General features: G+C 49.0%; 17 protein-coding genes. 6 read left to right on the forward strand and 11 right to left on the reverse strand.

The annotated features are described in order from the left end of the window. Positions 1–257 precede the first annotated feature (257 nt). Positions 258–854 carry an undecaprenyl-diphosphate phosphatase gene (gene ybjG / locus FEK46_RS08145; RefSeq protein WP_135559893.1) on the forward strand — a complete coding sequence of 199 codons (597 nt, stop codon included), beginning with the start codon at positions 258–260 and terminating at the stop codon, positions 852–854. 57 nt (positions 855–911) lie between these two features. Next, on the forward strand, positions 912–1,670 hold the full coding sequence (gene deoR, locus FEK46_RS08150; protein ID WP_130259747.1) for a DNA-binding transcriptional repressor DeoR: 759 nt from the start codon (positions 912–914) through the stop codon (positions 1,668–1,670). A 47-nt stretch (positions 1,671–1,717) separates the two neighbouring features. Here deoR and dacC read toward each other — a convergent pair whose 3' ends face one another. Further along, the gene (gene dacC, locus FEK46_RS08155) at positions 1,718–2,920 is read right to left on the reverse strand and encodes a serine-type D-Ala-D-Ala carboxypeptidase (protein WP_135559705.1); all 1,203 of its coding nucleotides are present in this window, start codon (positions 2,918–2,920) and stop codon (positions 1,718–1,720) included. Positions 2,921–3,166: 246 nt separating this feature from the next. On the opposite strand from dacC, the gene gstB reads away from it, so the two are divergent. Beyond that, positions 3,167–3,793 (forward strand): glutathione S-transferase GstB, encoded by a 627-nt coding sequence (gene gstB, locus FEK46_RS08160; RefSeq protein ID WP_130222154.1) that lies wholly within the window; start codon positions 3,167–3,169, stop codon positions 3,791–3,793. Here the strand turns inward: gstB and FEK46_RS08165 are convergent. The 3 genes from FEK46_RS08165 to FEK46_RS08175 all read right to left on the reverse strand — a co-directional run bounded on the left by FEK46_RS08165 (position 3,790) and on the right by FEK46_RS08175 (position 7,561). Continuing rightward, on the reverse strand, positions 3,790–4,908 hold the full coding sequence (locus tag FEK46_RS08165; RefSeq protein ID WP_135559706.1) for a PQQ-dependent sugar dehydrogenase: 1,119 nt from the start codon (positions 4,906–4,908) through the stop codon (positions 3,790–3,792). The two genes, gstB and FEK46_RS08165, sit on opposite strands and share 4 nt — an antisense overlap. Positions 4,909–5,018: 110 nt before the next feature. Continuing rightward, on the reverse strand, positions 5,019–5,402 hold the full coding sequence (gene bssR, locus FEK46_RS08170) for a biofilm formation regulator BssR (protein ID WP_130259751.1): 384 nt from the start codon (positions 5,400–5,402) through the stop codon (positions 5,019–5,021). Positions 5,403–5,506: 104 nt separating this feature from the next. Then, positions 5,507–7,561, reverse strand: coding sequence for a beta-galactosidase (locus FEK46_RS08175; protein WP_135559707.1), 2,055 nt, complete (start codon positions 7,559–7,561; stop codon positions 5,507–5,509). 233 nt (positions 7,562–7,794) lie between these two features. On the opposite strand from FEK46_RS08175, the gene FEK46_RS08180 reads away from it, so the two are divergent. From FEK46_RS08180 to rimO, 3 genes are all read left to right on the forward strand, one after another. Next, positions 7,795–8,877 (forward strand): LacI family DNA-binding transcriptional regulator, encoded by a 1,083-nt coding sequence (locus FEK46_RS08180; RefSeq protein ID WP_135559708.1) that lies wholly within the window; start codon positions 7,795–7,797, stop codon positions 8,875–8,877. 253 nt (positions 8,878–9,130) lie between these two features. Next, the gene (locus FEK46_RS08185; RefSeq protein ID WP_130259824.1) at positions 9,131–10,366 is read left to right on the forward strand and encodes an oligosaccharide MFS transporter; all 1,236 of its coding nucleotides are present in this window, start codon (positions 9,131–9,133) and stop codon (positions 10,364–10,366) included. A 127-nt stretch (positions 10,367–10,493) separates the two neighbouring features. Beyond that, on the forward strand, positions 10,494–11,819 hold the full coding sequence (gene rimO, locus FEK46_RS08190) for a 30S ribosomal protein S12 methylthiotransferase RimO (protein WP_130205175.1): 1,326 nt from the start codon (positions 10,494–10,496) through the stop codon (positions 11,817–11,819). Positions 11,820–11,866: 47 nt separating this feature from the next. Here rimO and FEK46_RS08195 read toward each other — a convergent pair whose 3' ends face one another. From FEK46_RS08195 to iaaA, 7 genes are all read right to left on the reverse strand, one after another. Continuing rightward, a complete protein-coding gene (locus FEK46_RS08195) occupies positions 11,867–13,195 on the reverse strand; it encodes a GGDEF domain-containing protein (RefSeq protein WP_130205173.1) in 1,329 nt (442 codons plus the stop codon). A gap of 7 nt (positions 13,196–13,202) precedes the next feature. Continuing rightward, positions 13,203–15,551, reverse strand: a complete 2,349-nt coding sequence (locus tag FEK46_RS08200) for an EAL domain-containing protein (RefSeq protein WP_135559709.1) — start codon at positions 15,549–15,551, stop codon at positions 13,203–13,205. Positions 15,552–15,728: 177 nt separating this feature from the next. Then, positions 15,729–16,640 carry a glutathione ABC transporter permease GsiD gene (gsiD, locus tag FEK46_RS08205; RefSeq protein ID WP_130205171.1) on the reverse strand — a complete coding sequence of 304 codons (912 nt, stop codon included), beginning with the start codon at positions 16,638–16,640 and terminating at the stop codon, positions 15,729–15,731. Between the two features lie 2 nt (positions 16,641–16,642). Further along, the gene (gene gsiC / locus FEK46_RS08210) at positions 16,643–17,563 is read right to left on the reverse strand and encodes a glutathione ABC transporter permease GsiC (protein ID WP_130259756.1); all 921 of its coding nucleotides are present in this window, start codon (positions 17,561–17,563) and stop codon (positions 16,643–16,645) included. A 17-nt stretch (positions 17,564–17,580) separates the two neighbouring features. Continuing rightward, positions 17,581–19,119, reverse strand: a complete 1,539-nt coding sequence (gene gsiB / locus FEK46_RS08215; protein ID WP_135559710.1) for a glutathione ABC transporter substrate-binding protein GsiB — start codon at positions 19,117–19,119, stop codon at positions 17,581–17,583. 19 nt (positions 19,120–19,138) lie between these two features. After that, on the reverse strand, positions 19,139–21,010 hold the full coding sequence (gene gsiA, locus FEK46_RS08220; RefSeq protein ID WP_135559711.1) for a glutathione ABC transporter ATP-binding protein GsiA: 1,872 nt from the start codon (positions 21,008–21,010) through the stop codon (positions 19,139–19,141). Continuing rightward, complete coding sequence (iaaA, locus tag FEK46_RS08225) at positions 20,997–21,962, reverse strand: beta-aspartyl-peptidase (protein ID WP_135559712.1); 966 nt, start codon at positions 21,960–21,962, stop codon at positions 20,997–20,999. The genes gsiA and iaaA overlap by 14 nt, the downstream gene beginning before the upstream one ends. Positions 21,963–21,998: the final 36 nt, after the last annotated feature.

The following is a 21,998-nucleotide window of genomic DNA, read 5'->3' on the forward strand; positions in this document are numbered from 1 at the left end:
AATAATCGCGCAAAGTTTAATAAAAGCGCGGCTAACGAGAAAGCAATTTTTGCTCCTTAAGCACATTCTTACATTAATCGGCGATTAGACTCTCTTTTTTTAAGCTTTATTTAACTACCGCGCGTTACCATTACTTCACGTAATACGGGCCGCTTATGAGAAATAAGACGATGCCGCTTTACCCTGTTTAACATGCACCTTATTCTCACCGCCTTGCCTGACGGCTCCCCATTAAACACCTTATGAGTCTGGAAGTTATGCTGGAAAATCTCAATTACTCATTATTCTCTCTAATTAATGCCACGCCAGATTCTTCTCCGTGGATGATCTCGTTGGCGATTTTTATTGCCAAAGATTTGATTACTGTGGTGCCGCTACTGGCCGGGGTACTTTGGCTGTGGGGACGTACGGCGCAACGGCAGATAGTGATAAAAATAGCGATCGCACTGGCTGTAAGTCTGTTTGTTTCCTGGTGGATGGGTCATTTATTTCCACATGACCGCCCGTTTGTCGAGAATATCGGCTATAACTTCCTGCACCATGCGGCGGATGACTCTTTCCCGAGCGATCACGGCACGGTGATCTTCACCTTCGCTCTGGCATTTTTAATCTGGCATCGTTTGTGGTCCGGATCGCTTCTCATGGTGCTGGCCGTAATTATTGCCTGGTCGCGGGTCTACCTTGGCGTCCACTGGCCACTGGATATGCTTGGTGGGTTGTTGGCGGGAATGATTGGTTGCCTTAGCGCGCAGATTATCTGGCAAGCTGCGGGGGCGATGCTCTACCAGCGGCTGCAATCGTGGTATCGCTTCTGTTTCGCCTTACCGATCCGTAAAGGCTGGGTACGTGGCTGATTTCGGATAAAACGTGTAATATCAGGCGGCTCGCTTCAATAACTATTCAGAGGGAATATGGAAACACGTCGCGAAGAGCGCATCGGGCAATTACTCCAGGAATTAAAACGCAGCGATAAGTTACATCTGAAGGACGCCGCCGCCCTACTTGGGGTTTCAGAGATGACGATTCGTCGCGACCTGAATAACAACAGCGCCCCCGTCGTATTACTCGGCGGCTATATCGTTCTCGAACCACGCAGCGCCAGCCATTACCTGCTAAGCGACCAAAAATCCCGTCTGGTGGAAGAAAAACGCCGCGCTGCGAAACTGGCCGCGACGTTGGTAGAACCCGGTCAGACCCTCTTTTTTGACTGCGGCACCACTACGCCCTGGATTATTGAAGCGATTGATAATGAAATCCCTTTCACCGCCGTTTGTTATTCACTAAATACCTTTCTGGCGCTGCAAGAGAAACCACATTGCCGGGCGTTTCTTAGTGGTGGAGAATTTCACGCCAGCAACGCCATCTTCAAACCTATCGATTTTCAACAAACGCTGAATAATTTTTGTCCGGATATCGCTTTTTATTCCGCTGCGGGTGTACATATCAAAAAAGGCGCAACCTGTTTTAATCTTGAAGAGTTGCCGGTAAAACACTGGGCTATGTCGATGGCGCAAAAGCATGTGCTGGTTGTCGACCACAGTAAGTTTGGTAAGGTACGTCCGGCACGCATGGGCGACCTGAAACGCTTTGATATCGTAGTAAGCGATCGTTGTCCGGAAGATGAGTATGTGAAGTACGCGCAAACGCAGCGTATTAAGTTAATGTATTAATTAAGCATCGCCGGATGACGTCAACGCGCCATCCGGTCATCTAAAGATTAAGAGAACCAGCTACCAAACCACTGATGGAATTTCATCATCACGAAATCCCACATCCGACCAAAGAATCCCCCCTCTTCCACATTCTCCATTACGATCAGCGGACGCTGTTCAATAGATTTACCGTTAAGCTGGAAATCAATGGTTCCGACGACCTGGCCTTTTTTCAGCGGTGCGGTGAGCTGCGGTTCGGTTAATGTATAACTGGCTTTCAGGTTTTTCAGTTGTCCACGCGGAATAGTCACCGCTCCGCCTTCGCCAGCACCGAGATTCACTTCACTCTTATCGCCAAACCAGACTCGCTGGGTCACAAAGGTGGCATCAGGTTTAATTGGTGTCACGGTTTCAAAGAAACGGAAGCCCCAGGTGAGCAACTTTTCGGACTCATTAAAACGGATACGATCGGTTTTCGCTCCCAGTACCACAGAGATCAAACGCATGTCGCCCTGGGTCGCGGAGGCCACCAGGTTGTAACCGGCTCCTGCCGTAGTACCGGTCTTCATGCCATCGACATTGACATTACTACTCCACAGCAGACGGTTACGGTTTGGCTGGCGAATCTTGTTGAAGGTAAATTCCTTCTCTTTATGAATGGCGTACTCTTCCGGTACATCGTGGATTAACGCTTTGCCCAGCAAGGCCATATCGCGTGCGGTACTGAACTGCCCCGGAGCGTCAAGGCCGTGGACCGTCTGGAAGGTGGTGTTGGTCAGGCCCAATTTTTTAGCATAACCATTCATCAAGCCAATAAATGACTCCTGACTGCCCGCGACGTAATCTGCCAGCGCAATACAGGCGTCATTACCGGACTGAATAATCACGCCTTTGTTTAAATCGGCCACCGAAACCTGATCGCCCGGTTTGAGGAACATCACCGACGAACCGCGCAGCGCCGGATTCCCCGTCGCCCAGGCATCTTTACCGACCGTCACCATATCGGTGAGTTTAATCTTATCGGCCTTGAGCGCCTGCCCAACCACATAGCTGGTCATGATTTTGGTCAGACTGGCTGGATCCAGTTTCTCATCCGCATTACCTTCAGCCAGCACTTTTCCGCTGGCGTAATCCATTAAAATCCATGCACGCGCATCCACGCTCGGCGCGTCAACGGTCTGTTCCGCCGCGAATGCCGTTGGGGCAAAAAGAAATAAAAATGCAGAACCCGCTGCAAGACCACGAAGGAAAGAGGAGTATTGCGTCATAAATGCCACCCGAGTATCCATTCAAAAAAAATACGTTATATCGCCGTATGATAAGTTCGGTGATTAATAACGCACACACAAACTTAAAGAAACCGTAAGTTGGTAAAGTTTTTAAAGTTTATGCAATATCCTGCCGCTTCGCTGCTTCTGGCGTCATTTTTTTACCAACTGTTGCTTAAAAGTTAACTTTACTCCACCATCAGAGTCCTGTTCAGCCTGTGGCTGCCTGTGTAAAAAGGGGTGAGTATGATTACGCTGTGGGGTCGGAATAATTCAACCAACGTAAAAAAAGTGTTGCTGACGCTCGAAGAACTGGATCTACCTTATGAGCAAATTCTCGCGGGCCGTGAGTTTGGAGTAAACCATGACGCCGACTTTCTGGCGATGAATCCCAACGGGCTGGTGCCGCTGTTGCGCGACGACGAAAGTGATTTAATTCTCTGGGAATCGAACGCCATTGTCCGCTACCTGGCAGCACAGTACGGGCAAAACCGCTTGTGGATCGACTCGCCAGCACGTCGTGCAGAAGCGGAAAAATGGATGGACTGGGCAAACCAGACGCTCAGTAATGCCCATCGCGGGATCCTGATGGGATTGGTCAGAACACCGCCTGAAGAGCGCGACCAGGCCGCCATTGATGCCAGTTGCAAGGAATGCGACGCTCTGTTTGCCCTTCTTGATGCGGAACTGGCAAAAGTGAAATGGTTCTCTGGTGATAAATTTGGCGTGGGTGATATCGCTATTGCACCGTTTATCTACAATTTGTTTAACGTCGGTCTGACCTGGACACCGCGCCCAAATCTGGAACGCTGGTATCAACAGCTCACTGAACGCCCCGCAGTGCGTAAAGTGGTGATGATCCCCGTTAGCTAATTATTACGTGGACTTACTTTCAGTAATTCGCCATTGGACTCGTCGGTCAATACGTACAAATAACCGTCGGGCCCAGTGCGAACATCACGAATTCGCTGCCCTCTGTCCGTTAATATACGGCCATCTTCCGTTACCTGATTGCCTTTGACGCTCATCACGATGACATCTTTGTCTTTTAACGCGCCAATAAATAATTTTTGCTGCCACTGGGGGAATTTGTCGCTGTTATAGAAGGCCATACCGCTCACGGCGGGCGAATCTTTCCAGTAGAAAATCGGTTGTTCGGTACCGGCAACGATCCCCCCTTTCGCTTCCGGTATTTTAAGTCCCGAGTAATTGATGCCCCAGGATGCCAGCGGCCAGCCGTAATTTTTGCCTTTTTCCGGGATATTAATTTCATCACCACCGCGCGGACCATGCTCATTCAGCCACAGCGCATTGCTCCACGGATTCATCGCCATCCCTTGCGGATTACGAATGCCGTAAGACCAGATCTCAGCGCGCATGCCGGATTCCTTTGCAAAAGGATTATCATCCGGGATCTCGCCCTGGTCGGTCAGACGCACCAGTTTGCCCTGTAATTTATCCAGATCCTGCGCCGTCGGGCGCTGATTGTTTTCCCCCAGACCAATAAACAAATAACCTTTGCCGTCAAACACCAACCGTCCACCAAAATGGTTACCGGTAGAAAGCTTAGGCATCTGACGAAAAACGGTGCGGAAATCCGTTATTTTTGTCAGATCATCGCTCAAACGGCCATAACCTACGGCAGTACCGGCTTTGTCATCATCTCCCTGTTCCGAATAACTTAACCAGATGCGGCGAGACTGGGCAAAATCAGGCGCTAAAGCTACATCCAACAAGCCTCCCTGCCCGTGCACCCAGACTTCCGGCACACCAGCCAGCGGCGCAGATAATCCTTTTCCTTCTTGCCAGTGGCGTAACTCGCCACCACGCAGCGTGATTAACATACCGTGATTATCGGGTAAAAAGGCCAGCGCCCAGGGATGGTCGAGTTTGTCTTGCAATACTTCGACATTTACCGTTGCAGGCGCCGCCCAGAGAGCGGAAGAAACACAGAAAAGGGTCACAAGGAAAAGGGATTGTCGATGCATAACGCCTCCGGATTGACTCTGGCTTAAAGCGTAGTCAGTCAAAAGCGCAACAAATGCATTTTTACATAAACTTAAACATGAAGGGGGAGATGCATTCTCCCCCTTAGTTTTCAGGCCTTCTCAAGCATGGCGTGCTTCTGCAGGCTCTGGATACTCAGCGTTAAGCTCATCAGACAATTTTCAAGCTTATCGGCGTTGACGGTAATAAAATTTGGGCAATCATGATACCCACTCATCAAACATACTGCGGCTGTCGCTAATGCTTCTTCAGCATGATGAAGAGCATCCCACTCTTCCTTATCCAGATGAAGATTCAACCGCAGCGATTTATCGTGCAATTCGCGATGCAGTTTAAAAAAGTTATCTCGTAGATGATTGCTTTCGCTGACGGACATGTATCCTTTGGCCTTCCTCAAATGCACGTATGCAGCGAGGTCAACTTGAGCGTCTTTCAACCGGTTCAGCAGGTCGATTCGCTGTCTGTCAACGAACATACTTCGATCCTCCTCTTTCCAACCTTGTTGCAATTAAATAGTATGGCTATTTTTTGAGCAAAATGCTGTCAAGGATCAATACTTCACATCTTATTAATATTAATTTACATTATTTCTCTTTCCAGTACCTCACATCCCCACGGTGCCAGTTCTAATTGTTGTGAACAAGCCTTGCCCGTTTCCGCCACTCGCCACGCTCCAGGAAGCACAACATTTTGTACATGAGCAGTGTAATTTTGTACAAAAACCCATTCCTGCTCGCCGTCTGTCCGACGCGTTGCAATAACGCCAGCAGGAAGTTCAGTAGCAAGTGCTTTTGGGAGATGAAGTGTGTTGATCAACATCGCGGCAAACGCTTGATGAAATGACGCATCATTACGCGAAGCCACATAGAAAGCACGACCTTGTCCGACGTGATTTACCGTTAACGCAGGTGTACCCGCATAAAAATCCTCACCATAGCGCGCCAGAACCTGAGCACCTTCGGCGTGAATAACCGCACATAATTCCCGTGCCTGCCATTGCCCCTGCAGTCCATACGCATTCGGCTCGCAGATAACTTCGTTATGCTGATAATCATTAAGACTATCAATTTCTTCAGCCCATACGCCCATCAGGTCACGCAACGGGCCAGGGAACCCACCCAGGTGACATAAATCGGTTTCATTGACAATCCCGGACCAGTAAGTGGTAACAAAATTGCCACCAGCTTCGACATAAGCACGAGCACGCGCAGCAAATCCATCGCGAACCATATAGAGCATTGGAGCGATAACTAACTGATAACCCGTAAGATCACAATCAGCATTGATAATATCGACCGCCACGCCCTGCTCCCAGAAAGGTCGGTAATGCTCCACTACCGTTTGTTCGTAGTGGATCCCGCAATTGCGCGGCCCGGCAGCATCATTGACCGCCCAGCGGTTTTCCCAGTCGAAAATAATGGCAACTTTGGCCTGCGTTTTCGTCCCAACCAGTTGTTTAAGATGAGCCAGCCGTTGCCCCAGTTGTATGACTTCGCGCCCGGTACGCGTCTCCAGATGACCGACGTGATCAACCACCGCACCATGAAACTTCTCCACGGCACCACGACTCTTACGCCACTGAAAATAGTGCACGCCGTCTGCGCCGTGAGCGACGGCCTGTAAGGAAGAAAGAATATTCATTCCCGGCTTTTTCAATTTGCTGGTTGGCTGCCAGCTTGTCTGACTGGGCGTGGATTCCATCAGAATAAACGGTTTATTTTTCAAGGTACGCATCAGGTCGTGATACATCGCGGTTTTACAGGCTACGGCGCGTTCATCTTCCTGTTTGTGCCACATGGGGTAGCTATCCCAACTCACAAAATCAACCACTTCGGCTAATGCCCAGTAGTTGTAGTCATTGAAATACCACATAAAATTGGTCGTCGCAGGTAAATCGGGGCGTTCTGCTTTTAACGGCGCGATTTCCATTTGATAGAACTCTTTTACCTGCGATGTGACAAAGCGCCGCCAATCAAGATTCAAACCGTGGTTGGACATTTCACCTATTGGGGAAGGAGATTCAATTTGTGACCAGTCACTGTATGTATGACTCCAGAAGCCAGTCCACCATGCCTGATTAAGCGCCTCAAGAGTGGTGTAACGCGTCTGCAACCAACGGCGAAACGCCTGTTGGCATCCATTACAATGACACTCTCCGCCATACTCATTACTGATATGCCATCCCAGAACCGCCGGATGATTGGCGTATCGCTGCGCCAGCTTACGGTTAATTTGCGTCACTTTATCTTTATACACTGGCGAAGAAAGGCAGTGATTATGGCGACCACCGTGAAGCATTTTCTCGCGTGAGGCGCTAACTCTCAGAACCTCTGGATAACGAGCAGCAAGCCAGGCGGGTTTGGCTCCGCTTGGTGTTGCGAGGAAGACAGAGATCCCACCAGCATGAAGTTTATCCAGCACCTCATCCAGCCAGTCAAAGCGATACTCACCCTCTGTGGGTTCCAGCATTGACCAGCTAAAAATGCCCACCGACATGGTGTTACAACCAGCCTGTTGCATCATAGCGATATCTTTTTCCAGAATCCCAGGGACATGTAACCATTGCTCCGGATTGTAATCAGCGCCATGAAGTAACCATGGGGCTCTGGGGATGATCGGTGGGTACTTGTCCATGCTGACTCCTGAATTGTTTTAAACAGACAAAAAATGTTATTCGTTCACAATAATGTCATCTAGTAATTTATTGCTTCGTTATGCAAGGAATGTCCGGCAGGAATGTGATCAAGTACGCGTTTTTCCCTTCAAACAGGTTCGTCGGTTCAGCTTACCGGCACTGAGACAGGTGAGCGTGATACGTATGACATTCACTGCGGTATACTGTGACAAATCTTTTAGCCGGGGCGAATATGAAAACCAAAGCTGCAACCCTTGCCGATGTTGCTCGTCATGCCAATGTTTCTTATCAGACAGTGTCGCGGGTGCTTAACAATTCAGCGAACGTGTCTGCTAAAACACGTCAAAAAATTGAACAAGCCATTGCCGAACTTAAGTACGTTCCAAATCGCGTAGCTCAACAGTTGGTAGGGAAAGAGAGCAAAACGGTCGGGCTGGTTACAACTTCACTTGCCCTGCATGCCCCCTCGCAAATTGCGGCAGCAGTGAAAAAATATGCCGGAGAACAGGGATATCAGGTGCTGATATCCATGATTGACGATGTTGATATTAAAGGTATTCAGGCTGCAATTAATGAATTAAAAGCACAACGGGTAACAAAGATTATTATCAACGCACCGCTGGAAACGGCATTGGCTGAAACACTGGTTGCTGAAAACAGCGATGTATTGTGTTTGTTTCTCGACGTAGACCCTTATAGCCCGGTATTTAACGTCACTTTTAATCCCGCAGAAGGTGCACGCGCCAGCGTGAAACATCTTTACGATTTGGGGCATCGTCAATTTTGCTTGATCTCTGGCCCTGAAAATTCAGTACCAGCGCGGCTACGACTCAATACCTGGCGCGACACCCTCGCTTCACTCCAACTGACGCCGCTGGCCATTCATTATGGTAGTTGGGACGCTCAAAGCGGCTATCTGGCGACGTTACAAATGCTACGTGAAACACCACAGGTAACCGCTCTTCTGATCGCCAATGATCAGATGGCATTGGGGGCATTAAGCGCCTTACATCAACAAAAACGTAAAATCCCGCAAGATATTTCTGTCATAGGCTATGACGACACCTATGAGAGTGCATTTTTTGAACCTTCGCTAACGACGGTCGCAATCGACTTTGATTTACAAGGGAAAATTGCCGTTCAACAAATTTTACAGCCGGACGATGAACACCCGATGCTCCGCTCTTCAACCATCCTTCCCAGTCGCCTGGTCGTGCGTAACTCTGCTGGTCCCCTGCACTCACCACAGACTGATCTGATGAATATTGCTGAACACCTTCGCACACTGGCAGATGAGCTAACACGAAAGGCATAAAAGTAATACGTTCTCATAAAAAGATTTAGTGATCTGTTTCGCTAAATCTTTTTTATTATCAGCAATAATTGTGATGTAAATCTCAAACATTCATTTAACACATTGCCTAATCATCGCGGTCAGGGTCAGAGTAAAAATGAAATTGTTAACGTATGACATTTCCGGAGATGCATACCAAAACAATAACCAGTAAGCACAGCTAATGCCTGTGCCAACGGTAAATGACCCAACGCCAGTGATTGAGGATATGGCTATGTTATTGCCCGGTAAACGTAATTATATTTTGCTCAGTATTTTCGATTTTCTGTACCTCTTCGCCTGGTCGGCAACGATGGCATTTTTTGTCATATGGACGACACAGCATCTGGAAATTACCGCCACACGCACAGGATTGCTTTATTCCGTTAATGCTTTCATTGCGTTATTAATGCAGCCGTTCTTCGGTTTCATCTCCGATAAATTTGGTCTTAAGAAACAACTCATCTGGCTCCTCGTCGCATTATTACTTCCCGTAGGCCCATTCTTTATTTATGTGTATGCCCCGCTTCTGGTTCATAACTTCTGGCTGGGCGCTGTTTTGGGTGGCGTTTACCTGGGGATCATTTTTAATTCTGGCTGTGGCGTTCTGGATTCCTGGATAGATAAAGTTTCGCGCCGTTATCATTTTGAATATGGTCGCGTAAGAATGTGGGGCTCTCTGGGATGGGCCGCTGCCGCGTGGATTGTGGGTAAATACATTGATACCAGCCCTAATCTCTCTTTCTGGCTGGCAAGCTGTGCCATTGTGATCGCCGCAATCTGCTTTATGTTTACCAAAATTGAACTGACCGAGGCGGAAATTGAAAAAACCAATTCGCTGAAAGCTATCCATGCGCTTGAACTGGCGAAAAATAGTCAGTTCTGGTTTTTATTGATGTTCACTCTGTTCGTAACACAAATTTATGACACCTACGATCAACAATTCGCACAATATTTTTCGCTGCAATTCCCGACGCCAGAAGAAGGCAATCGCTGGTACGGGATTCTGGCTTCTGTCCAGGTCTGTGGAGAAACCTTATTTCTCTGTCTGATGCCGTGGTTTGTTAACCGCACTGGCGCCAAATGGGCATTAGTGATTGCCGGAACCATTATGTCGCTACGCATTGCCGGTTCTGCTATCCAACTGGGGCCAGTGTGGATTGCGGCCGTTAAAATGATGCACGCCATCGAAAAACCACTGATCCTGGTGTCTGTGTTTAAATTTATCGCGGCTAACTTTGATCATAAACTCTCTTCGACGGTATACCTGCTGGTGCTTTTTGTGGCATCCATCGCCACGGCAATCTATTCACCCATTGCCGGCTATCTGTATGACACCATTGGCTTTGCTGAAACCTATCTAATCCTGGGGGCGATTGCCGGTTGCTTCACACTTATTTCGGTCTTTACGCTGCGGGACAAATCCAGTAGCCAGCCTGCGGAGGCGCTAACTGAAAACCCAGTAGCATGACAATCATTTGCGCCCCGATATTTGGGGCGTTTTCCTCGCCTGTTGACCAGATTACGATACAAATTTTATCCAGAACTCTGTAGAATCCCTGCCCTGACCTTTCCTGTAACTGAATATTTTTTAAGCTATGAGCAAAGTAACTCCCCAGCCGAAAATCGGCTTTGTTTCCCTCGGCTGTCCGAAAAACCTCGTCGATTCAGAGCGCATTCTTACCGAACTGCGTACTGAAGGTTATGACGTAGTACCGAGCTATGACGACGCAGATATGGTGATCGTCAACACCTGCGGCTTTATTGACAGCGCGGTGCAAGAATCTCTGGAAGCCATTGGCGAAGCGTTGAATGAAAACGGCAAGGTGATTGTGACTGGTTGTCTGGGAGCAAAAGAAGATCAGATCCGCGAAGTTCACCCGAAAGTGCTGGAAATCACCGGGCCTCATAGCTACGAGCAAGTTCTGGAGCACGTTCATCACTACGTGCCAAAACCGAAACACAATCCGTTCCTGAGCCTGGTGCCGGAACAGGGTGTTAAGTTGACCCCGCGTCATTACGCCTATCTGAAGATTTCCGAAGGTTGTAACCACCGCTGCACCTTCTGCATTATTCCTTCAATGCGCGGCGATCTGGTGAGCCGCCCGATTGGCGAAGTATTAAGCGAAGCGAAACGTCTGGTGGATGCGGGCGTTAAAGAGATTCTGGTGATCTCACAGGATACTTCCGCCTATGGCGTAGATGTTAAACACCGTACTGGCTTCCACAACGGCGAGCCGGTAAAAACCAGCATGGTCAGCCTGTGCGAACAGTTATCGAAACTGGGGATCTGGACACGTCTGCACTACGTTTACCCTTATCCGCACGTGGACGACGTCATCCCGCTGATGGCTGAAGGCAAAATCCTGCCATATCTGGATATTCCGCTGCAGCATGCCAGCCCGCGCATTCTCAAACTGATGAAGCGCCCAGGTTCGGTGGATCGCCAACTGGCACGTATCAAAAAATGGCGTGAAATCTGCCCGGAACTGACCCTGCGTTCAACCTTTATTGTCGGCTTCCCTGGCGAGACGGAAGAAGATTTCCAGATGCTGCTCGACTTCCTGAAAGAAGCACGTCTGGATCGCGTTGGCTGCTTTAAATACAGCCCGGTTGAAGGCGCTGATGCCAATGCTCTGCCGGACCAGGTCCCGGAAGAAGTGAAAGAAGAACGCTGGAATCGCTTCATGCAACTGCAACAACAGATTTCCGCCGAGCGCCTGCAGGAGAAAGTTGGCCGTGAAATTCTGGTGATCATCGACGAAGTGGATGAAGAAGGCGCGATTGGCCGCAGTATGGCTGATGCGCCGGAAATCGACGGCGCGGTCTATCTCAACGGTGAAACCAAGGTTAAGCCGGGCGACATCCTGCGTGTGAAAGTCGAGCATGCCGATGAGTACGATTTGTGGGGTAGCCGAGTTTAATTAATGCCAGGCCGGGCAAATTTATTTTCCCGGCCGGCTAATAAACATTATTGCCAGCTAATCTGCGCCCTGCCGTTTTTCTTACTCTTATACAGTCGCTCATCTGCCAGCATTTTCAGCCGTTCAACGGTGGTACATTCATTTGAATGCGCTACGCCGATACTGGTGCTTAAATTAATGCTTCCCACCTGGAAATGAACGATTTCTTTTAATATCGATAGCAACTCTTCCAGCGTTCCACCTGTATAAATCACCGCAAATTCGTCGCCGCCAAAACGATAGACTTTGCCTTTATCCACCGGAATTTGTGATTTAAGGATTTTCACAACCTTAATCAACACTTCATCGCCCAGCAAATGACCGAAGGTGTCGTTAATGTTCTTGAATTTATCGACGTCAAACAGGCACAAATATCCGCCTTTTTCCGGCAAGGCTTTTAAGTCTTCGTCAAAGGATTTTCTGCCCATCGCTTTGGTCAGGTCGTCAAGAAACGCTGAGTTATACATACTGTAGAGTTTTTTGACATCCGCCGCCGAGAAGAAAAGCCCACCGTCCAGCACACGGTCAAAATGGTTATTAATAATGGCTTCTTTTTCAACAATGCCCTGATTGATCACTCTGCGTACCAGATAGAGGCAGCTGGCCCCTGATATAACCGCCACCAATGCGGCAAAGAAGATGATCAACGTACATACCTGAAAATAAACGTCTTTTTTATAGGCAAACACATACAATCCTGTCGGCAAATAGGAGAAGTGCTCCATCGCTTCCGAAACAGTGAAGATGGCGTTTTTGGCGTTATATTCATCACCAGTAACCGATTTGCCATTCTTAAAAAGTGAGAACATCAGGTTATCGCTGTCCATTGCCAGTGATTTTGACAGTAAAGAAAAGCGCTCCAGCCCAAGCAAAAATATCAGACTACGATTATGGCTAACCGGGTAGAGATAATAGACGAAGGTTTTACCGTCAAAAGAGATAAACCCCGTATTCTTAACATGCAAATACTTAACCACCTGCATGATATTTGTACAATAGTTATTCTCGTACTCCTTTACCTGAATACACTCATCACTGGAAATCAGATAAGGTCCAACATCATACAAATAAGAAGGAGAAACCGAATCGGCATAGGCTGTGCGTAAGCCAACCAGTAATTGTTCTTCCGTAGGGTTTAGCGTATTGATGAGATCAATTGCCACACTACGCCGATATTCAGCAATATTCGCCACCGCAAAAGCAGTATCAATAACGGACTGTTTCAGGCCATACACCCGTTCTTTCACCATTTGAGTGTAGATCCCGCAGGCAACTGCCGAAATCATAATAAAAATCAGCAGACTGACTGTAAGTACGAATTTATTGATTCTGGACATACCTAAACTACTCTTTTACTAACTTTCCACTTTTATCCCAGGCAGAGAATGGCATAGGCTTCTGGTACAGATACCCTTGGGCCTGAACACAGCCTAATTTGATTAATTCACGCGCAACATCTTCGCTCTCAACACCTTCTGCAATCACCGGAATCTGGTTATAGCGTGCCAGGTCGAAGATAATGCGTACAATTTTTCCCGCGGTGCCGAAAATATCGCCGGTAAATTGCGAATCTACTTTTATGCTGTCAGGGTTAATTTCATAAAAACGTTTCAGGTTTGACAGCCCTGTGCCAAAGTCATCAATCGATATCCCTACCCCTTGTTTACGCAGTTGTGCAATATTGAGATAAAAATGTTCATTAATTCGTTCGATCACTGTTTCAGTGATCTCAATACAGATACTATTCGCCTGCAGACCATGTTCTTTCATGATAGTTGTAAAATGCTCATGAAAGTGTGGTTCGTTTAGCTGCCAGGGTGACACATTAATATGCAGTAAGAAACCGTCCTTCAGGGTCGCACACTGGCTAAAATGCCTGAATTCACGCATTGCGGTTTTAATAATTTGATAGCCAAGCTCATTGATAAACCCAATATCTTCAGCAATCGTAACAAACTTCAGCGGTGAGATTATTCCTCGTTCCGCAGAGATCCAGCGGCATAATGCTTCTGCGCCGATAATGTCTCTGGTTTTCATATCAACAATCGGTTGATAGACTAAAAACAATTCGCCTATTTCCATTGCATGGCGAATATTACGCGCAATCCAGATATTCTCTTCAATTTCGTTGAGTTTCGCGTCATCACAGAAAATAAACTCAGAGAACATATGGTCACGGATACTGGAAATCGCCAGTTTCAGTTTTTCGACATAACTCCAGGCATTTTCACCTTTCAAAGGTTCACAAATGGCAGATTTGTGTATACGCAGATTACGATAACCAAAGCTGCTGTCAAAATCATTTACCATCGCTATCTTGCGGGTAAACGTCTGTACATTTTCCCGGCACAATAATAAATAGAGATCGGCATTGAATGTCACTATATCGCAGCATTGCGCATATTTCTCGGCAATTCGCTGACACAGTTTCCTGACGATTTTATTGCGTTCCTCGACGCCAAACACAGCTTCGACGGCTTCCAGTCCGCACAGTTTGATGATCCCGACGGCCAGATATTGGCTATTATTAGATTCAATAATCGCCATGTTTTTGATAAAACCACTCTCCTGATCGTAGGAGATTAGCGAGAGCAGTTTATTCGAACGTTCAATTTCGGCATCTTTCATTTCCGCTATGGAATTTTTGATGCTGATAATCTCTTTCGCATCGCCTTCACGGATTTTCAGCGCCTGCATTTGTTCAGTAGAATCGGGCAAAAACTCCAGCGTATTGACCAGTTCTGTCATTTCGGAAAATTGTCGACGAAACACACGCGTGGTCATTAAGTAAACCAACAGCAGTACGATAATAATAAATACAAATGGTAGATAAAAGAGTTTATCTGATGCGTTAAATAAATTACCTGTTGGATAATAAAAATATATTTCGAACAACGAGTTATTTGGAACTTCTGATGTTCTTGCGATATATTCCGTGTCGAAAGAATCAATAATGTTATAATTTCCTTCGCTATTATAAATAATCAGTTTTTCACGGGCGAGTTGGTTTTTGGCGATGATCTCATGGCCTTGTTTCAAAAACAGCACTTCATCAGTCGAACTGATTTGATCAAGATATTCATTCAGATAGCGCCAGTTTAAGTCAACATGAATTTTGTCAACCGCCAGTAAGTCACGGTCTTTTCCATTAATTCGTAGGGTAAAAGAGATACACTTTTTCCCTGGTCGATCAAAGCAATTGTAGGCCGGATTCCAACTACTGACCGAGTTGTCTGATGCCACCGACCAGGGCCGCTGCGACGGGTTAAAGTCGGCAAAGATGACGCGTCCTGCCTCATCGACAAGCGGCCCATTTACTTTTTCCTGATGGTAAACAAGGATCTTATCATTCGCCCGACGTGAAAAGAGATAATATTTATTATCATCCAGAACCAATCCTACCGAATCCAGAAATGGCATCATTTCCATTTTCAGAATGACGGCACGTTTAATTTCTTCACTGTTTTTTAATAAATACAACGAGTCCTTTAACGTTAAGGCAGAACGCTCAATATCTTTAAAAAAATAACCTACGTTTTTTTGAATAAGTTCAAAGCGGCTATCGGCACGTTTTACCGCCCTTTCCGATACCAACTGATAGTTAATGATGAAAAAAAGACCAATAAATGACAGCGTAGCCAACAAAAATAAAATAATCAGTCTTATCTTTATCTTTTCGTATAAACTAAGCATGTTAATACACGTAACAAAATAACTATCAGTACGCTGCCCTGCTGCATAAATAGACTTTTACAACAGCATATTTACCCAATTACCTGATTCTACAAAATCGGCAGAAAGTTACAACATTTGCGTATAGCAATAATTTCCTATGACGCCATTACATTTTTAAGCAATATTCTGCCGTGGCTATGCTTTAATTTTCGGGTCCAGCGCGTCGCGTAAACCATCGCCCAGCAAGTTGAAAGCCAGCACGGTAAGGAAGATAGCGAGTGCCGGGAAAACCGCCACATGCGGCGCGATGACCATATCCGCTCGCGCTTCATTGAGCATAGCCCCCCATTCTGGTGTCGGCGGCTGCGCCCCCAGGCCAAGAAATGAAAGGCTGGCAGCCGAGATGATCGAAGTGCCAATACGCATTGTGAAAAAGACGACAATGGAAGAGACAGTCCCGGGCAAGATATGGCGCAACAAGATGGTCATGTCGCTGGCACCAATACTGCGCGCCGATTCAATAAAAGTTTGCTGTTTCAACACCAGCGTGTTGCCGCGCACCAGACGGGCAAAAGCCGGAATGGAAAAGATGGCGACTGCGATAATTACGTTGGCAATACCGCTTCCTAACACCGCAACAACAGCAATCGCCAGTAAAATACCCGGGAAGGCAAACAGCACATCGCAAATACGCATAATCAATCGGTCCCACCAGCCTTCGTAATATCCCGCCAGTAAACCCAATAGCGTACCGATCGCCGCACCAATAAAGACAGCAAACACACCCGCCGCCAGCGAGATTTGCGCGCCGACCAGGACACGGCTGAAAATATCACGCCCCAGCGAGTCGACACCAAACCAGTGTTGCAAAGAAGGGCCGTTATTCAGGTTGTCATAATCGAAAAAATTTTCGGCATCATAGGGGGCGATCCAACGGGCAAAAATTGCCACCACAATCAGCAAAATGACGAACAGTGCGGCGGCCATCGCCATATGCTGACGGCGAAAACGTCGCCAGAACTCATGCCACGGTGTACGTACCTGGTCAGGTTTTACCAGTGGCATAGCGTTTAACACCGCCTGACGTCGCCAGTTAAATAGTCGCATCCTTACTTGTACCTGATAGCCGGGTTAATGGCGGCGTAAAGCACATCCACCACTAAGTTGATAAGAATAAACTCCAGCGAGAAGAGCAGAATTTCTGCCTGAATCACCGGGTAATCACGCATTTCTACGGAGTCAACGAGTAAGCGTCCAAGTCCGGGCCAGTTGAAAACTTTCTCCACCACAATGGAACCACCGAGCAAAAAGCCAAACTGCAATCCCATCATGGTGACCACAGGGATCATGGCGTTGCGTAAACCATGCTTGAGGACAACCCAGGTTTCGCTTACCCCTTTCGCCCTCGCGGTACGCATATAATCCTCACTTAAAACATCAACAAACGAGGCGCGGGTAAAACGCGCCATCACTGCCGCCACCGCCGCGCCGAGCGTCAGAGAAGGTAATATGTAATGCTGCCAACTGTCTGCACCTACGGTAGGCAACCAGCCCAGTTCAACAGAGAAAACATGAATCAGCAGTATTCCGAGCGCAAATGCCGGAAATGAAATCCCTGATACTGCGATGGTCATACTTAATCGATCCGGCCAACGGTTACGCCAGACGGCGGCGATAATACCCGCCGCCATGCCGAACAGCACCGCCCATGTCATACTGGTAATGGTCAACCACAGCGTAGGCATGAAACGGCTGGCGATCTCCTCGGCAACCGGACGACGCGACACCATCGACAGACCAAAATCCCCCTGCACGGCATTGCTGATATAGTGCCAGAACTGGTGATACAGCGGCTGATCCAGCCCCAGTTGCTGACGCACCAGTTCGATGACCTGCGCATCGGCTTCTGGACCGGCAATCAATCGCGCCGGGTCGCCGGGTAGCATATGGACAAACAAAAACACCAGCACCGAGACAATAAACAGCGTCGGAATCAGCCCCAGCAAGCGTTTGATAACGTAATTAAGCATTCCTCTCCCTGCGCTACTTATTGCAAATCCGCATCTTCAAAGCTAAAGCCAGTGTCTGGCATAATCCAAAAACCGCTCAGTTTTTTGCTGTGTGCCGACACCAGTTTTTCTACCACCAGCGGGATCCACGGCGACTCTTGCCAGATGGTATCCTGCGCCGCCTTATACAAGCGCGCCTTTTCCGCCGGATCGTTGGTTTTCAGCGCCTGGGCAAGCTCGTCATCCACCTGCTTATTGCTGTAAAACGCAGTATTAAACAGCGTCGGTGGCCAGTTCTGCGAGGCGAACAGCGGCGATAGCGCCCAGTCAGCTTCACCGGTCGAGGCCGACCAGCCAGTATAGAACATTCGCACGCCGCTCTCTTTTTGCCCTTTACCTTCAACTTCTGCCGCCCGCTGCCCGGCATCCATCGCCGTTACCTGGGCTTTAATCCCCACCTGCGCTAGCTGTTGCTGGGTAAATTGCAGCACTTTCTGCGCGGTACTGTGATTATGTGATGACCACAATGTGGTGCTGAAACCGTTGGGATATCCCGCCTCTTTTAATAGTTCGCGCGCTTTAGCCGGATCGTAAGGCCACGGTTTATAACTTTGCGCGTAGGCAATACTCGGTGGCACCACACCAGTGGCAGGAACTGCATATCCCGCGAAGGCCACTTTCACCAGTGCCTGACGGTTGATGGCGTAATTCAGTGCCTCACGCACTTTTGGGTTATCGAATGGTTTCTGCGTCACGTTCATACTGATATAACGCTGCATAATCGACGGGCTGGCCATCAGCTCGATATTTTTGTTCTTGTCCAGTAGCGCAGCTTGTTCATAAGGGATAGGGAAAGCAAACTGCGCTTCACCGGTTTGCAGCATTGCCGCGCGGGTATTGTTGTCCGCCACCGGACGCCAGGTGATGCTGTCCAGTTTGGGCAAGCCTGGCTGCCAGTAACCCGCAAATTTTTTAACCTTCACAAAATCGGTCTGGTTCCAGGTATCCAGTTCATACGGTCCGGTTCCGACCGGGTGAAAACCAATCTCCTTGCCATATTTTTCCAGCGCCACCGGTGAAATCATCGCGGTCGCCGGGTGAGCGAGGATGTTAATAAACGCGGAGAACGGTTGCTTGAGCGTAATCTTCACCGTTGTCGGATCGACCGCTTCAGTTTTGGCAATATTTTTGTACAAGTTATAGCGTTTTAGATGATTTGCCGGATCGCTGGCTCGGTCCAGATTCGCTTTGACGGCTGCGGCGTTAAAGTCGGTGCCGTCCTGGAACTTAATCCCTTCGCGCAATTTCACGGTGTAAGTGAGGCCGTCATCGGAAACGGTATAACTCTCCGCCAGCACGTTTTTCAGTTTCATCTCTTTATCCAGACCGAACAGTCCCTGATAAAAAGATTTCGCTACCGCCTGAGATAACGTGTCATTCGCGTCATACGGATCGAGCGTAGTGAAGTTCGATCCCACTGCCACAACCACATCTTTGGCAGCGAATGCACAAGGTGCCATCAACGCTGCGGCAATGCCCAGCGCCACTAACCCACTACGGTGTACAGCTCTTGCCATTTTATTCTCCGCCTGAATGTTATCTACGCAAAAATGCGTACTCTGATTGTGGTTGTGCGACGTAATGCCCTGGCCCGACGCATTGCAACGAGACGGCGGCAACTTCTTCGCCACGCAGATGAATATTGCTGGGAAGATCATCCGACAGCAGCACGCGCTGCGGTCGTAGTCGGGACGGTTCAGCGACCGGAACTGCCGCCAGTAATTTACGTGTATAAGGGTGCTGCGGATTTTCAAAGACCGCACGCCGTGGACCAATTTCAACGATTTGCCCAAGATACATCACCGCCACACGATGACTAATCCGCTCTACAACGGCCATATCGTGGGAGATAAACAGAAAGGCGATGCCAAACTCGCGCTGGAGATCCAGCAACAAGTTGATGATTTGCCCACGGATAGAAACATCCAGCGCCGAGACAGCTTCATCGGCAATAATGACTTTGGGATTCAACGCCAACGCGCGAGCAATGCAGATGCGCTGACGCTGACCGCCGGAAAACTCATGGGGATAACGCCACGCATGTTCAGGTAACAGGCCAACGCGTTCCAGCAACCACGCAACGCGTGCAGCAGCTTCTTCACCTTGCAATAAACCGTGTACGCGCAGCGGTTCCATAATCGAATCGCCAACCGTCTGGCGCGGGTCCAGCGAGGCGTAAGGGTCCTGAAAAATAAACTGGATGTCGCGACGCAATGCCTGAAGTTTGCCAAGTGAAAGGGTATCGATTCGCTGCCCTTTGAAGATGATTTCGCCGCCCTGGGATTCAACCAGGCGCAGCAACGCCCTACCGGTGGTTGATTTGCCACTCCCGGACTCTCCCACCAGCGACAACGTTTCGCCAGGCCAGAGATCAAAACTGACCTTCTCAACCGCATGCACTTCTCGCGTAACGCGATTCAGTAAGCCACTACGTAAAGGGAAACGGGTCACCAGATTACGCACCTGTAAAACAGGGTCGCCATCAACCACCGTTTTCTGCTCGACAGGTCGTTCCTGTTTAGCCGGATGTTCAAGTGATATCAGCGGGAAACGGCGAGGATAATCTTGCCCTTTCATCGCCCCCAACCGCGGCACGGCAGCCAACAGCGCGCGGGTATAAGGATGCTGTGGCGCATGAAAAATCTGTTCAACGCTGCCCGTTTCGACCGCTTCGCCCTGATACATCACCAGCACCCGATCGGCTATCTCCGCCACCACGCCCATGTCGTGAGTAATAAAGATGACGCCCATCGACATCTCTTTTTGCAATACTTTGATTAATTGCAGGATCTGCGCCTGAATGGTGACATCCAGTGCGGTGGTCGGTTCATCCGCAATCAGCACCGCCGGGCGACATGACAGCGCCATTGCAATCATCACTCGCTGGCGCATCCCGCCGGAGAGTTGATGCGGATAACGGGAAAGAATGGTTTGGGCTTCCGGGATGCGAACCTGATCCAGCATCCGCTTCGCCTCTACCATCGCCTGTTCACGACTGGCGTTTTGATGCAAACGGATAGACTCGGCAATCTGCTCACCCACAGTAAATACCGGATTCAGCGAGGTCATCGGCTCCTGAAAAATCATCGCGATATCTGCGCCGCGCACATGTTGTATTTGCCTGGCACTCTGCTCGTTAAGCTCAATCACTTCACGACTGCGTCGCCGCAACAGCATTTTATTGCACTGCACCAGACCGCCTGCTTGTTCCAATAGACGCATCAATGCCAGTGCTGTGACAGATTTACCGGAACCTGATTCCCCGACAATGGCCAGCGTCTCGCCGCGTCGCAGCCGAAAAGAAAGATTGCGCACCGCAGCCACTTTCTGCTGGTCCTGCATAAAGGCAATGTTGAGATTATCGACCGCCAGGACATCACCGGCATCAAGTTCATCACTGTGTGGCAACGGTGTCCCCTTTTTCGCGGTAGATACCAGTGGTTGGTGTATCGCCTGCATAGCCCCAGGCGCGATACATTCCTTCGGTGTTAAACGGTAGTGCGACGTTACCTTCGTGGTCGATAGCGATTAAGCCACCGCTGCCGCCAAGCGCTGGGAGTTTTTCCATCACCACCCGCTCGCAGGCTTCCGCGAGGCTTAGACCGCCATAATCCATTAACGCGCCGATGTCATACGCCGCCAGCGCGCGGATGAAGACTTCGCCCGTACCAGTACAAGAAACCGCCACACTGGCGTTATTGGCGTAGCATCCGGCACCCACTAAGGGACTATCGCCCACTCGTCCGGGTAATTTATTGGTCATTCCGCCCGTGGACGTGGCAGCCGCCAGATTGCCGTGTAAATCCAACGCCACGGCGCCCACCGTACCCATTTTTTGTTTTTCATCCAGCGGAGCGCCGCTATGGTCGAGGACGGTTTCCCCACACTCACGCGCCGCCAGCAGCTGTTCATAACGCAAAGGCGTGGAGAAAATCTCCGGCGAGACGCGCTCCATGCCATGAGAAAAAGCAAAGTTTTCCGCCCCCTCACCAATCATCATCACATGCGGGCTTTGCTCCATCACCAGACGAGCGGCAAGAATTGGGTTGCGCAGATGGCAAATGCCCGCCACCGCCCCCGCTTTCAGTGTGTTGCCATCCATCAGACAGGCGTCCAGTTCATGCGTTTCATCACGCGTAAAGACGGCGCCAATTCCGGCGTTAAAGAGCGGACACTCTTCCAGCAGGCGCACCGCTTCTGTCACCACATCCAGCGCGCTTTCGCCCGCTTCGAGCATTTGCTGTCCGGTTTCAACAATGGCAGACAGCGCCTCAATGTAGCGTAATTCCTGTTGCAGACTCATCTGTGCGCGGCTAATTGCGCCTGCGCCGCCGTGGATTGCAATGACTGCTTTGCCCATAGTCTTCGTCCATTAAGGGTGGCTCGCCACTTTTGC

It is taken from the genome of Escherichia sp. E4736 (assembly GCF_005781225.1).
GTDB lineage: Bacteria > Pseudomonadota > Gammaproteobacteria > Enterobacterales > Enterobacteriaceae > Escherichia.

Bases quoted from the DNA above. Each gene is read 5' to 3' on its own strand.
- bssR (WP_130259751.1), bottom strand. From the start codon at position 5,402: ATGTTCGTTGACAGACAGCGAATCGACCTGCTGAACCGGTTGAAAGAC.
- gstB (WP_130222154.1), top strand. From the start codon at position 3,167: ATGATTACGCTGTGGGGTCGGAATAATTCAACCAACGTAAAAAAAGTG.
- gsiC (WP_130259756.1), bottom strand. From the start codon at position 17,563: ATGCTTAATTACGTTATCAAACGCTTGCTGGGGCTGATTCCGACGCTG.
- dacC (WP_135559705.1), bottom strand. From the start codon at position 2,920: ATGACGCAATACTCCTCTTTCCTTCGTGGTCTTGCAGCGGGTTCTGCA.
- FEK46_RS08200 (WP_135559709.1), bottom strand. From the start codon at position 15,551: ATGCTTAGTTTATACGAAAAGATAAAGATAAGACTGATTATTTTATTT.
- FEK46_RS08175 (WP_135559707.1), bottom strand. From the start codon at position 7,561: ATGGACAAGTACCCACCGATCATCCCCAGAGCCCCATGGTTACTTCAT.
- iaaA (WP_135559712.1), bottom strand. From the start codon at position 21,962: ATGGGCAAAGCAGTCATTGCAATCCACGGCGGCGCAGGCGCAATTAGC.
- FEK46_RS08165 (WP_135559706.1), bottom strand. From the start codon at position 4,908: ATGCATCGACAATCCCTTTTCCTTGTGACCCTTTTCTGTGTTTCTTCC.
- gsiD (WP_130205171.1), bottom strand. From the start codon at position 16,640: ATGCGACTATTTAACTGGCGACGTCAGGCGGTGTTAAACGCTATGCCA.
- gsiB (WP_135559710.1), bottom strand. From the start codon at position 19,119: ATGGCAAGAGCTGTACACCGTAGTGGGTTAGTGGCGCTGGGCATTGCC.
- rimO (WP_130205175.1), top strand. From the start codon at position 10,494: ATGAGCAAAGTAACTCCCCAGCCGAAAATCGGCTTTGTTTCCCTCGGC.
- FEK46_RS08180 (WP_135559708.1), top strand. From the start codon at position 7,795: ATGAAAACCAAAGCTGCAACCCTTGCCGATGTTGCTCGTCATGCCAAT.
- FEK46_RS08195 (WP_130205173.1), bottom strand. From the start codon at position 13,195: ATGTCCAGAATCAATAAATTCGTACTTACAGTCAGTCTGCTGATTTTT.
- deoR (WP_130259747.1), top strand. From the start codon at position 912: ATGGAAACACGTCGCGAAGAGCGCATCGGGCAATTACTCCAGGAATTA.
- ybjG (WP_135559893.1), top strand. From the start codon at position 258: ATGCTGGAAAATCTCAATTACTCATTATTCTCTCTAATTAATGCCACG.
- FEK46_RS08185 (WP_130259824.1), top strand. From the start codon at position 9,131: ATGTTATTGCCCGGTAAACGTAATTATATTTTGCTCAGTATTTTCGAT.